The organism is Mesobacillus selenatarsenatis SF-1, assembly GCF_000813125.1.
Lineage (GTDB): Bacteria > Bacillota > Bacilli > Bacillales > Cytobacillaceae > Mesobacillus > Mesobacillus selenatarsenatis.
The window spans coordinates 18,377-31,614 of record NZ_BASE01000045.1 but is presented as its reverse complement, the minus strand read 5'-3'; the positions used below and the strand labels follow the sequence as shown (position 1 = coordinate 31,614).

The 13,238-nt window shown below is 39.4% G+C and carries 12 protein-coding genes and 1 pseudogene; 6 read left to right on the top strand and 7 right to left on the bottom strand.

From position 1 onward, the window contains the following. Positions 1–34: 34 nt before the first annotated feature. The 3 genes and pseudogenes from fdhF to TY49_RS10580 form a co-directional block, all read right to left on the bottom strand. The gene (gene fdhF / locus TY49_RS25555; protein ID WP_369389799.1) at positions 35–1,912 is read right to left on the bottom strand and encodes a formate dehydrogenase subunit alpha; all 1,878 of its coding nucleotides are present in this window, start codon (positions 1,910–1,912) and stop codon (positions 35–37) included. 24 nt (positions 1,913–1,936) lie between these two features. Beyond that, positions 1,937–2,095 (bottom strand): annotated as a pseudogene (locus TY49_RS25550) (hypothetical protein); the annotation flags it as partial. 190 nt (positions 2,096–2,285) lie between these two features. Continuing rightward, positions 2,286–4,445, bottom strand: coding sequence for a PAS domain S-box protein (locus tag TY49_RS10580; RefSeq protein ID WP_041965880.1), 2,160 nt, complete (start codon positions 4,443–4,445; stop codon positions 2,286–2,288). Positions 4,446–4,803: 358 nt separating this feature from the next. Between TY49_RS10580 and yhfH the strand changes: the two genes are divergently transcribed. The 5 genes from yhfH (at position 4,804) to TY49_RS25240 (ending at position 7,656) form a co-directional block, all read left to right on the top strand. Beyond that, positions 4,804–4,938, top strand: coding sequence for a protein YhfH (gene yhfH, locus TY49_RS24245; protein WP_079509337.1), 135 nt, complete (start codon positions 4,804–4,806; stop codon positions 4,936–4,938). 859 nt (positions 4,939–5,797) lie between these two features. Further along, positions 5,798–5,968: a hypothetical protein gene (locus TY49_RS24635; protein ID WP_156972661.1), complete on the top strand. Its 171-nt coding sequence runs from the start codon at positions 5,798–5,800 to the stop codon at positions 5,966–5,968. A gap of 66 nt (positions 5,969–6,034) precedes the next feature. Continuing rightward, the gene (locus TY49_RS10575) at positions 6,035–6,283 is read left to right on the top strand and encodes a transcriptional regulator SplA domain-containing protein (RefSeq protein ID WP_041965879.1); all 249 of its coding nucleotides are present in this window, start codon (positions 6,035–6,037) and stop codon (positions 6,281–6,283) included. A 341-nt stretch (positions 6,284–6,624) separates the two neighbouring features. Beyond that, complete coding sequence (locus TY49_RS25245; RefSeq protein WP_232310436.1) at positions 6,625–6,975, top strand: hypothetical protein; 351 nt, start codon at positions 6,625–6,627, stop codon at positions 6,973–6,975. A 105-nt stretch (positions 6,976–7,080) separates the two neighbouring features. Continuing rightward, positions 7,081–7,656, top strand: a complete 576-nt coding sequence (locus tag TY49_RS25240) for a class I SAM-dependent methyltransferase (RefSeq protein WP_232310435.1) — start codon at positions 7,081–7,083, stop codon at positions 7,654–7,656. Positions 7,657–7,870: 214 nt separating this feature from the next. Here the strand turns inward: TY49_RS25240 and TY49_RS10565 are convergent, their stop codons facing one another. Continuing rightward, positions 7,871–8,050 carry a DUF4025 domain-containing protein gene (locus TY49_RS10565; RefSeq protein WP_052442157.1) on the bottom strand — a complete coding sequence of 60 codons (180 nt, stop codon included), beginning with the start codon at positions 8,048–8,050 and terminating at the stop codon, positions 7,871–7,873. Between the two features lie 233 nt (positions 8,051–8,283). Next, complete coding sequence (locus TY49_RS10560; RefSeq protein ID WP_156972660.1) at positions 8,284–9,465, bottom strand: MFS transporter; 1,182 nt, start codon at positions 9,463–9,465, stop codon at positions 8,284–8,286. A 206-nt stretch (positions 9,466–9,671) separates the two neighbouring features. Here TY49_RS10560 and TY49_RS10555 point away from each other — a divergent pair, with 206 nt between their 5' ends. Next, entirely contained in the window at positions 9,672–9,842 is a 171-nt protein-coding gene (locus tag TY49_RS10555) for a XapX domain-containing protein (RefSeq protein WP_041965878.1), read from the top strand. Positions 9,843–10,018: 176 nt separating this feature from the next. Here the strand turns inward: TY49_RS10555 and TY49_RS10550 are convergent, their stop codons facing one another. Continuing rightward, positions 10,019–10,855, bottom strand: coding sequence for a formate/nitrite transporter family protein (locus TY49_RS10550; RefSeq protein WP_041965877.1), 837 nt, complete (start codon positions 10,853–10,855; stop codon positions 10,019–10,021). Between the two features lie 301 nt (positions 10,856–11,156). After that, entirely contained in the window at positions 11,157–13,085 is a 1,929-nt protein-coding gene (locus TY49_RS10540; RefSeq protein WP_041965875.1) for an endonuclease MutS2, read from the bottom strand. Positions 13,086–13,238: the final 153 nt, after the last annotated feature.

Here is a 13,238-nt window from a genome sequence, read left to right as displayed (position 1 = left end):
AAATCCCACGAAAGGATTTTGGCTTTTTACTTCTTTATGCGATTGTTTCGATTTTAACTGCACATGCTTTAAATTCTGCTGTGCCAGATATAGGGTCATATTCATTAAGAGTAAGGACGTTGGTTGGAACTTCGGACCAGTGAAAACTCATGAAAACGAGTCCTGGAACTACCTGTTCTGTTATCTTCGCCTTTACATCAAGAGTTCCTCGCCGTGAACTTACCCTTACAAGGTCGCCGTCATTTATATGAAGGCGCAGTGCATCTTCGGGATGAATATCCAAGGTTTCCTCTGTTTGTTTAATTTTCACCCCTGCTGCATAGTGCCGGGTCTGTGTATGAGTATTGTATGACTCATACCTCCTGCCAGTCGTGAGGGTGAAAGGATATTGATCATCAGGCTGTTCTAAAGGTGGTGTGAATTCAACTGGTACGAAACTGGAGCGCTTTTGATTTTCAACATCAGCATGGAACCTTTCATGAAGTACTTTCGTGCCAGGATGAGTTTCATCTGGACAAGGATAATGGATTCCATACTCTTTATCAAGACGTGCATATGAAATACCCCCATACATCTCCCAGGCAAGTTCTCTGACTTCATCCCAAATCTCTTCGCTTGAACTATATCCCATTGGATAGCCCATCCTCGCGGAGAGTTCACACAATATCTCCCAATCTTCTTTTACTCCTGGCTGCGCAGTGACCGCGGTGCGTACACGCTGCACTCTCCTGTCCGTATTCGTGTATGTCCCGTCAACTTCGCCCCATGACTTGGCTGGTAGAACGACATCAGCCATCTCAGCTGTTTCTGTCATAAAAATATCTTGAACAATAAGGAAATCGAGTTTTTCTAATAAGCTTCTCGTATGGTTCATATGAACATCTGCAACTAGCGGATTTTCCCCTATACAATATAGAGCTTTGATTTCACCCGTTTCGATTTTATCGAAGGCCCTCGTCTGGGTATCACCGACTTTTTTACTGATTTCTATATTCCATTTTTTCTCATAGCGTGCCCGGTACTCGTCGTCCAATAAGCTTACAGCACCGGTAAGCTGGTTCGGTAAACAGCCCATATCTCCCGCGCCCTGGACGTTATTCTGTCCTCTTAAAGGCATGATACCGGAACCCCGCTTCCCGATATGGCCACTCAACAATGCAAGGTTGGCGATATCGAATACATTGTTCACACCACAGTGATGTTCTGTAATACCAAGTGTATAAGCGATCATAGCCTTGTCAGCATTTGCATACAAGCGAGCAACCTCTATGATATCTTCTGCATCCAATCCTGTGATTTCAGCTGAATATTCCGGTGTGTAACGTTCAACCTTCGACAGCAACACATCAAAATCTTCAGTGTGCCTGCCAATGAAACTTTCATCATACAGTTTTTCAGTAATGATAATCCTTATAATTGCGTTGATAAGCGCAATATCTGTACCAACGTTAATTTGCAGATGTTTATGAGCTGACTTGACCATATCAATTCTTCGTGGATCAATCACGATTATCTTGAGACCGCCTTTGGCTGCTTTTTTTATTCTATTTCCAATGATTGGATGGGCTTCCGTTGTATTGGAACCCATCAATAAAAGCACCTCAGCCTCATCAATATCTTCTAATGTATTTGTTGGGAAACCGCTTCCAAAAACAGTCGCCAGACCGGCGACACTTGGAGCGTGTCAGGTTCGGTTACAGCCATCAATATTATTGCTTCCGATAGCAGTCCTCATGAACTTCTGGGTAACATAGTTCGATTCATTGGTCGTACGGGCACATGCGAACATCGAAATTGATTCTGGACCAAAATTATCTCTTAAATCAGACAATCGGTTTGCGATGTAATCATATGCTTCATCCCATGTAGCTTTTACCAGCTCACCAGCTTTTCTGATCATAGGTGTTTTCAATCTTTTCTGTGCATGAACGTATTGATAGGCAAAAGCACCTTTTACACATGTCTGCCCTTTATTTACAGGCGCTTCTTTGTCTCCTCTGATTTTCACAATCTTATTATCTTCAACTTCCAATATCAAACCGCAGCCTGTACCACAATAACCACAGACCGTCTTAACCTGGCTAATCGATGACATAGCTTCCCCTCCGGTAGTGTTATATAAATTTCTCTTACTTCCATAGTAGTCTAAATTTTCAAAGCGATGTAGAAAATTGAAAAGATTTTTTTGTCATATTTCCGACAATTTTTCGACAAATTTTGATTTTGACCCTAAGAAAGCATAAAAAATAAGGCAGGATTGACTCCTGCCTTACTCAGACTTTCTATTATGCAGTTTTAGCCGGAAGCATTATTTTGAATGTTGTACCTTTGTTCTGCTCACTTTCGATGTATACCTTACCATTATGGCTTTCAATAATCTTGAAGCTCACCATCAGACCGAGTCCATTTCCATTTTTCTTTGTGGTATAGAAAGGCTCGCCAATTTTCTTGAGCGTTTCTGGAGGAATTCCTACGCCTGTATCCTTTATGGAGATGACGACATTGTCATCCTGTATTTCTGTTCTCACTTTTAAATCTCCACCATCAGGCATTGCTTCAATTCCATTTTTTATAAAATTCAAGAATACTTGCTTCAATCGGTTCTCATCACATTCAATCTGGATGATTTCCTCTGTAGCATCAAAATCCAGTTTAACATTCCTTTTTCTAGCTTCGAATTTCAACATGGACACTACATTTTGGACAATCGAGATAATATTCTGTTCCTCAAGCTCCACAGCCTTTGGTTTTGCAAGTACCATAAACTCTTCAACAATATTATTGACTCTGTCAATTTCGTCAAGAATGATTTCAATGAACTCCTGGCGCTGCGGATCGGTTTCGTCAAGCTGGAGGAATTCAGCATATCCTTTCATTGATGTCAGCGGATTTCTGATTTCGTGGGCAACCCCAGCAGCGAGCTGGCCAACAGCAGCAAGCTTATCCTGGCGGTGCAGCATTTCCTCTGACTTTTTCTTCTCTGTGATATCGTTACGAATTGCTAGATACTGATATGGCTTCCCATTTTCCTTCAGGAAAGGAACAATCGTGGTATCCACCCAATAAAAGGAACCATCCTTCGCCCTGTTTCGAATATCCCCTTTCCAAACCTGGCCGGACCCAATTGTTTTCCACAGATTTTTAAAGAATTCCTTCGAATGTAATCCGGAATTCAATAAGCTGTGGTCATTACCAATCAATTCTTCCCTGCTGTATTTAGAGATTTCACAGAATTTATCATTCACATTTTTGATAATCCCCTTCTCGTCAGTAAAAGCAACGATGGATGATTGATCAAGGGCAAAATTAATATCACTGACTTCTTTAAGTGTTTCCTTTAGGCTCGCTTCTGCCTGCTTTCGTTGCGTTATATCAGAACGAATCGAAACGTATTGATATGGCCTGCCTTTATTATTTAGGAAAGGGACAATCGTCGTGTCAATCCAGTAATAAGAACCATCTTTCTTCTTATTCCTTATTTCACCCTTCCAAACGTCTCCAGAACCAATCGTTTTCCACATATCTTTGAAAAATTCCTTAGTATGAAGTCCGGAATTCAAGATCGAGTGATTTTGACCCAAAAGCTCAGCTTCACTATAGCCAGAAATCTCAATAAATTTTGCATTAATATATGTGATATTACCTTTAGGATCCGTAATAGCAACAATTGCTGATGAATTAAGTGCATCTGTAATATCTTTCAAGTTGGTATCTGAAACTGCAAGCCTTTTACTGATTAACGCACTTGAACCGATCAAGCCAGCAAGGATAAGAACCGAGATAAAAACGATAAGATAACTGATCAACGATTCTGGAATCCCCGTCTGCTCGACCAGACCGTTGCTCATATTGATTGAAGATGCTCTTGTTAAAAGAAAATGACCTTCTACAATTGCAGCCGTCACGAAAAGAGCACTTAGCGGCTTAATCCAACCATGGTTTCCTTGAGTAAAACTTTTTGAAGAGAAAAGCATCCAGAAGGAAAAGTAAAATGATACGAAAACTAATGCAAGTGCAATTAGTAAAATAGGTGGCTGATAACTGAAATCTAACCTCATCGAGTACATTCCCAGGATATGGACCACTAGGACTGCAAGCATCATGAACAAGCTTCCTGCAAGCATATTGCTTTTTTTTACTGACTTGCCTGTCATTGCATAGAACGCCATTGCTGTAAATGAAATAACCAAAATAATCGATAATACTGTTATTGGAATTCTGTAAGACACATTGCCATTTAGGTTCATTGCAAGCATTCCAAAGAAATTCATAACCCATATCCCTATGCCAAGTGAAAATGTCCCACCCAAAAACAGGAATCGTTTATTTCGATCTGATGATTTTATTAGACTGAATAAATCGAGTGCTGTATATGATGACATGACTGTCAATAAAATGGCTACTAGCAGTAATATTGGATTGAAGGATAATTCCGGATTATCCATTTAGGCATCATTCCCCATTTAAAGTTTCATTTCGATTGTATGTTAAAACTGAAGAGAATAAAAGGGTTTCTTGAATAAAATGTAATAACTTTGTCACTTTTATCTATTGACAATTGAAATTTATGGGAATTCCCTTCTCTTTTCGAGTTGACTTCTCTGCAAACAGCATAAGGAACTTACCGATCCTGGATTACATATACCCTGGCACTTATTAACTAATACCCCAAACAGATAATATGAACAAACACCTATTTTTAAATTTTTTCAAAAAAAGACTACACAAATTTCCTAATAATGTTTATACTGTACTATAACAGGTTAATTAAAATATAAATTGTACTATAAAAGGAGGATTTTTATTATGATGAGTCCGGTTGAATTTTTTCGTAATCTACCAAAGAAGGTTTGCCCTGAGTGTGGTGAAGGAATGCACGAACAAGCTGAGTCATATTTAATGGAATGTGACCGCTGCTTATCTAAAAAAGAGGAATAATACAAGAAGGCACCTTTAAAAAAAGGTGCCTTCTTATATAACCCGAAGAAAAAACTCACATAGAAAAAGAAGCTCATTTGCGAGCTTCTTTTTTAACATCTTAGGAGACCCAACCAGCATCAGCCCAAAACTTTTTGGAACTATTGAGTTGTATGATCCTCTTACTATAGCCGATGTGTGTTTGTTCCGCATTAAAGTGTCTTATCATAGGAAGGTTTCCCTTCTTTATGACGACTCTTTACAAACACATTTTTCGGTATAATCACCGAGAGACTCATTATTCCCTTTAGTAGTCGTTTAGCACTTTTCTTCATTTACATCATGTATCCCTACTGACCATTCCATTTGGATGGTTAGCTGCCATCAAGGTTATTTTCTCCTAAGGACTGTTATACCTGAAAATTGTTGACTTCCCTTGAGAATGGTACTTTTCCAAGTATCAATTGTTGAAATTGATACTCTGTTGGTTAAAAGCTTCCTTCCTGCGTACAAGTAAATAGTAGGCTGGACTTCTGCTTTTTCCCTTTTGAATTGAACCACTGAAAGGACAACATTCTTTCTGGTTTAACTTATATTAGGTTCAAGATCCCTGTGGCTGGTGATACTGATTTTATGAAGAGAAGGTAACAACACTTTAGGAATAAACCTTTTTTCGTTCACTACGGAACGAACACAATTGGTTGAGCCTCCTAAGATGTTAATCACTTTCTTTCTACACTTTTATTATACCACCACTTACGAATGTAAACCCTTACATTTGTGACAAATTAGTGTCTTTTCCAATATTTATGACACAGGTTAAATTACTCGTATATCCTATATCTCAATACAAAAACTAGTCTTACCAGGGGGTGAGATTATGGATAATAAAAAAGATGATTTAAAACGGAACAAGGATTTACTTAATTCAACATACACACCAAATCAACGCTATGTGCCAGGAGGGTCGGTTGATGAGCATAGGGATTTTGAAGCTGGAAATATTATTCTTACCGGGGATGAGATAAAGCAGCAGAATGAAAATTTATGATTCAAGGTATGTCATCGACAGATAATGCAACCAATGTATAAAACTTAACGAAGAGAGGTATTAAACTTGGATTTACTCGATCCGAAAAATTTGAAATTTGGTGATGAAGTGTTCGTAATTTATCGGAACCCTCATGTACCTTCTGTTTCAAACATAAAAGCTGGTGAAATTGTTCCGCATCCAAAAGACCCTAATCAGTTCGCCCTATTCCTTAACGAAACCTTACATGTAATTGAAGACGATGATGCTCTGTTTGCAACACAAGATGCAGCAGAAAAAGCTTATTTTGATGCAATGGACCCTTATAACACATAGTAACCCCATACCTTTCCAAAAGTTTTAAGTGCATTTTATAGGGGTAAAAATAGAAACGCAAGCCCATTTCCATTAGGAGGGATGAAGATGAAAGTTTTATCAGCATCTTCTAAGTTCGTCATTGGCTCTGCACTCGAAGGAGGATTTGTCTATCTTAAGAAAGGCATCCTTACCCCCAACAAATTGATACGACGTGGAAAGCTTTAAATCGGCAAATCCTCTTTCTAGAAGTACATCCATCCAGGGTGTGCTTCTATTTTTGTAATTTTTAAAAAAATTAAAGGGGTTTAATCAATATGAAACGAATTTAGTAAGAAATATAAATGTGTGGGGTGACCAGATTGATTCAATTAGAGATTGAGCCGGCCTTGAATCCAAATGAAACCCGATTGCAACCTTCTTACAGAATGGACCTTAGAAATTTCACAGAAAAGGAATACAACAAGTTTGTAAAATTGAATACCGTGAATGATTGGAGCCAGCTAAGCTGGAAAGGTGTAGGAAGACCGTACGAGGTAACATCTTTCGCACAGGAAAAGAAGTCTTGGGAAGAAGTAAATCAACAAAGCCTTCCAGCGAACATCTCTTGGCAGATGTTCAACAAGTCGTTCCACGAGTGGTTCGTTAAGGATGTTCCTGCTGAAATGGACAAGTCGAAACAAAATTTCATGAAAAGTCTTACGAATTTCTAGCTGACAGAAACAAAATCTGCATTAGGTGAATTAATCAGAATACACCTGTGGAACTACGCTCACCGGATCGAGGATGGCATTTGGGATCCAAGGGGCAAACGTGCTTTGTTTGAAGGACTTGATTTAATTAAGCCAAGAATTCTTTTCCTTGGAGCCGCTGAAGGATATGAAGCAATGCAGTTAAGTGCAATGTATCCAGGTGGTGACATAGTCTTTGTAGATTATGATCCTTTCTGCAAGGATACAAGATTTGCGGAATTCCCTGACACTTATCCATTTCTAGGAAGCAATCCTTCAACAGGAGGCAATAAAGTCTACCATAAAAGTGATTTTGAGACTGAGTACATTGTTGAAGATATTCGCAAGCTCCCTTTTGGCCGAGAATTTGATATCGTCCTTAGCGTCGGATTACTCGAGCACTTCCCGGATTCTTTAAAAAGCGAAGTCGTGGATTGGCACACGAAGTTCCTAAAAACTGGTGGATATATCATCATGACAACACCCCGGGCTCAGTTAAAATCCAAGCTGTATTATGAAATCATGGCTGATGTCATGAACCATACATACAGGGAACTAATGACAGTCGAGCAGATGGGACTTTATTTATATGAGAACGGTTTAGACATTTTAAGGCACGGCTTTATTAAAGTCCATAACGGAATCATAGCACGTCCTCGATAAAAACAGGCCCTTCTTTAGAAGGGCCTGTAAATTTTTTATAGATCCGATCTCTTTACCGGTTCCTCTTGGTTATTTGTTTGATTACCGGTACTTGAAGTGTATCCTACTCGATAGACAAAATCTTTCTTTTGTTTTAACGCGTTTGGCATTTTGTATTGATCACCATTCGATTGAAATTCACCTTTATGCGACACTTGTACCCCTCATTTCCTGCTTACTGATAACCTCTGTTGTTCAATTCATCTTCGGCTCGCGACGAGCGCTCAATCTTTCCGCCGACCTGCCCTTCTACATAACTGTCACTGGCTTGTTCATGGGTCATTGCAAGCCCATTTGAAAGTTCGTCATTTTTTTCGATAATCCGATGTATCGTACATACGCCCTGCAAGCTCAAGATTTTTACCTTTATTCTCTTTCATGAAAGTCCCTCCTTTCTTACATAAATTATTTTTTGATATAAAGACTAAAACCATACTTCTGTTTTCGATCCTATTGAAAAACAAAAAAACCCTTCAATTTTGAAGAGTTTTTCTGTGAATAAATGTAAATCGTCATTATCCTTATAGAATTCACCTGTATCAAAAGACGTTTTTTTATCATTACAAACTGTAAACTTTTTATACTGGATTAGTGTCTAGCTCCAGCCCCTAGCCCCTCGAGTCGCTTGTCTTGCTGCAACAACCAGACTGTCAGCAAAACACCAATTAAAGTCAAAGCAGCAAAGAATATGTACACCCCATAAATACTGAATTCCTCAAAAATGATGCCACCGAAAAACGTGAAAAACCAGTTGCCTAATCCGTTGCCAACTGCGGAATAAATTGTTACTGCCGTAGCCGTAATATGCAGTGGTGTGATATCTCGAATATACTGCAATCCTGCAGGAATGAACAATCCAAGTGAAAAACCCTGAATAACAGCTGATGCGTATACAAGAGATAAAGCAGGCTCTGTAAAATAGAAAATCCATCTAATTAATGATACAAGCGCTGCAATAAAAGCGACCTGGAGCAGTCCAAATTTACTGATCCAGCTTCCAGCAACCCTCATGAATGGAATTTCAGATAACACCGCGATAAGGAACGCAATACCAATCCCTGTATAAGTGCCGCCTCGGTCCTCCACAAATAGACTGAAGTAGAAGTTATTGGCCAGGTTAGGACCAAAAACCATGAATGTGACCCCAAGGAAAATAAGAAACTTCTTCATCTTCATTAAATCCTTCATTCCTGCGAAAAGACCGCTTGGCCGACCAGAAGATTCTCTAGGCATTTTCATGGAAAACGCTGCGGAAATCAATAATGTCAAAAAAAACGTGTAGAATATCACTTGCGGGTTCCACTCGGATAATCGACCCATAATAAAAACTGCCAGTCCAAAACCGAGGGATCCAAATAATCGTACATTTCCATAATTCACTCCGGCATTGCTTGTATATTTTAAGGAAATACTATCTGATAAAGGAATGATCGCGCTTTGAAAAATCGCAAGAATCGTTGCTACAATTATGAACGAAGAGAAGCCTTCGAAGAAAATATAACCCAAAGCGGCAATCCCTGTTATCAACGTTGTTAAAGTAAGCAGCCTATTATGGGAATTTTTCATGTCGGCAAGCATACCCCAAAACGGCTGGAAGAAGATCATGATCACTGGACCAATGGACAGGATAATGCCAATCTGATACCCATTTAATTTTTCAACTTCGCTTAAGTAAACACTTAACAAAGGGAATAAACTGCCTATGCCAAAAAACACAAAAAGATAAAAACCTTGCAAAGTAAAGATGTTGCGCTTCACGTTCTTGTCCATATGAATCCTCCGTGCTGACAATTATTGAGTTATATTTTAACACTATTTTAATATAAGAATAGATAATTTGGTTTTATACATGATAAAAGGATAAATAAAGCGTTTTCAATTTATGCAGGTCATGATAAAATAATGTTGCCAAAAGGTGATCAGACGTCTGCTCACTGATAATCCATTACCATCTTGCCATAAGAGGCGGTGAAAACATGAAAGAAATCATCTTAAGCTTAGTTGCTGGTTTAGTCGTAGGAATCCTATTTAAATTCCTGAAGCTTCCTCTTCCTGCACCTCCTGTACTAGCAGGTGTCCTAGGAATTGTAGGAGTTTATTTAGGTGGAATCGTCGGGGAATGGATCTTGAATTCCTTTAAAGGGTGACAGGAGGAATATATGCAGAGGCTCTTTTCGTAAGCTTTAAATTACTTAATAAAAACCTAATTCCACTCGAAAAGAGCCCGTTCTCCTTTAAATTTAGAGCTACATTATTAGAAAAATCAATGTGAATATAGCGATAACTAAAAATCCACGGATTCCTCCGTGGATTTTTTTATTGCTTACATTCGCTTAAGTGCATTTTGTCCATACACTGATTGGGCTGTCGTTTTGTTCTTTTCGCCAACTACCCCTTTGGCATTCAGGTAGACATATAGAGTGCCAACAAAAAAGCCTCCGCCTATTATATTCCCCAATGTTACAGGCACTAGATTGAATATACTTCCGGCAATGCTGACAGTTTCAGGATGGGGAACAAAGAGTGCAATTGAAAAGAGGACCATGTTAGCAACACTATGCTCGAATCCTGACACTACAAAAGCAAAAACCAAAAGCATCATAACTCCTATTTTCGCTCCATCTCCTTTTACATTAAACGGTACCCATACAGCAAGACACACAAGCCAATTGCACAGGATTGCACGAAAGAACAATTGAGAAGCAGGTGTGTTCATCTTCATGCTCACCGTTTCCATCATGTATTGCGATTTTTCTGGCGATATAAAAATGCCCGACATCATAATAAGTAGTCCAAAGAATACTGCTCCCAACAAATTTCCGGAATAACACGCTATCCAATTTTCAATGGTATCCTTCCACGTCGTTGCTTTTTTTAATGAACTTATTGTCATCATCATTGTGTTGCTTGTGAATAATTCTCCTCCCCCGTACAAAATCAGGACAAGAGCCAAGCCGAAAAAAATCGAGCTAACGATAGGTGTCGCAGCTGAATGAGTATCATAGAAATATTCTCCCAGCCGGTATGAGACCATGATGCCAAAGCCGATATAAACACCAGCAAGCGCTGCCCGCAGCAGATACTTTGCTTTTGACTCCCTTAGATACTTTTTCTTTTTTAAAGCTGTGGAGATAGCTACTTCCATTGGCTGTTCACTCATATTAAGACTCCTCTATTTGTGAATAAAGTCACATTTTTACTGTTAGATTAATCTTAAACCTGAAATCCGGGTTTGTTAATAGTAAACACGATGAACTGTTTATGTCTATTTTCGAAGCGTTTTCATCCCTTATATATAGCGTTTCTAATAAAATCGGAATTCTAATCATAAAGATATATAGGGGAAATCCTTTAGATGCTAACAATAATGTTGAAATATAAACAAGCATTATTACGAAAAAAAGAGCCTTTTTCAATAAGGCTCTCCTTGCAAAAATTACAATATCCAAAACAAGATAGTATCAAGTATCATCCCTTATAACACGCTCTTCAATATGTTTTTTACTCATCTGGTTCAATAGTTTTCGGTGCTCTTTGGATTCAAAAATAATACTAAAATCATAGTCTTCTGGATAAAGTTCTGACGCAGGCAGATTCAGCTTCAAACGTTTATAATTGACGTCAATTTTACGATCCCTGACCTGGACGAGATAATTACCCTGACTGTCAGGGCCTTTAAAAATCACCCCTAGCTCACCTGAGCTTAACACATGTACACTATCACCCATTTCAAATCGTTTTACCGGCTGCTTCGCAACTGTAGAAGACTTCTTTCTTTTGTGTTTGTTTGCTATGATTTGCTGCTCTCTTGCTTTCAGCTCCGCAGGATCATTCGCAAATAAGGCAGTGTAATCATTCTCAGATTTGTAGGTTATATTATGGGCTCGTTCAATCAACTTCGGATGGATGCCAAGTTTCAGCGCAATGGCAAAAGCCTGGCTCTCACCGCCCTTTCCGATTCGCAGACGGTACGTAGGCTTAAGTGTTTCAATGTCAAATTCCATTGAACCGTTCATGAAATCCTCATGATTGTCAGCAAAGTCTTTTATCTCGCTATAATGAGTTGTCGCAAATATTGTTGCCCCTTTATTGTTCAGGTTCTCAAGGATGGCTGTAGCAAGGCCCATCCCTTCTCCTGGGTCAGTTCCAGATCCCAGCTCATCCAGGAGGACAAGCGTCTTGTCATTGGTCTCCTTCAATATCTCAATAATATTGACAATCCTGGAACTGAAGGTGCTAAGGTTCTGCTCAATGCTTTGACCATCTCCTATATCGACAAGCACTTTATGAAATATCCCTGATTCGCTCCCATCTTCAACCGGCAGAAGCAAACCGCTTTGTGCCATCAACGACAGCAGTCCTGCTGTCTTGATGGACACAGTTTTCCCGCCTGTATTTGGCCCGGTAATGACAAGAGCATGATAATCTTTTCCAATTTCAATTGTTAATGGGACTGCCTTTTCACCAAGGAGCGGATGGCGTGCATCATTAAATAAAATGATTGGTTCGGGATGAATTTCTACTCTTTTGCCATCAATAGATCGGCAATATTTTGCTTTTGAAAACAGATAGTCATAATGAACCATTGTCTCCATGGCCATTCGGATTTCCTTCTCTTTCCCCTCAGCCAATCCAGTCAAGGCAAATAGCACCTTTTCCACTTCCGCTTGCTCTTCTAAATAAAGCCACTCCATCTGATCCTGGAACGATCCAATTTCTTCAGGTTCTACAAAAAGAGTTGAGCCGGATGCTGATGTATCAAGGACCGCTCCTCTTAGCTTTCCACGATATTCCTTTTTTACAGGAACAACATACCTGCCGTTTCTTTGACTGATTACAGCTTCTTGAAGAAATGGTTTTATTTTTGCAGATTTCAGCAACTGGTTAAGTTTCTCTTTTAAACGATCTTCCTGTATTCCAATCTGTTTCCGCACCTTCAATAGTTCCCTTGTTGCGTAATCATCAATCTGGCCATTGCGGATACATCTTTGTATCTCAGCAGCAAGTTCGGGAAGTTCTTCGATCGCAAAGACGTATGCAGAGACTCTAGGAGCTACATACTCCTTATCCTTCATAAACCGGCGGATCTTATTGCAGGTTTCCAGGAACGAAAGCAGCTGCATCAGTTGTTCTGTCCTAAGCGGTATTCCCTTGTTAAAGCCTTTAAGAACCATTTCCATTCCCTCAAGACCATGTATGGGTACACTTGAACTAATCCTGAGAATTTCAATCGCTTCAGAGACTTCCTCCTGCCATGATGTAATTTGTTGCATATTGATGGATGGCTGCATTTCCCTTGCTTTTATTCGCCCTGATTCAGTCAAAGCAAAACCGGCGATCTCCTCCTTAATTTTGTCGTAACCAAGAACCGTAAACGTTTGTTCGTTCAATTTTTATTCCTCCTTAAATAGAAAGCGCAAGCGCCTTGTTCAGCCCCTACAAGCGTTGGAGGGCCGACCAGTGAAGGCGCTTTTTGACTTCATTGGGCTGACCGAAACGACTCGAGGGACTAGGCGCTGGAGCTAGACACTAATCGTGGTGCA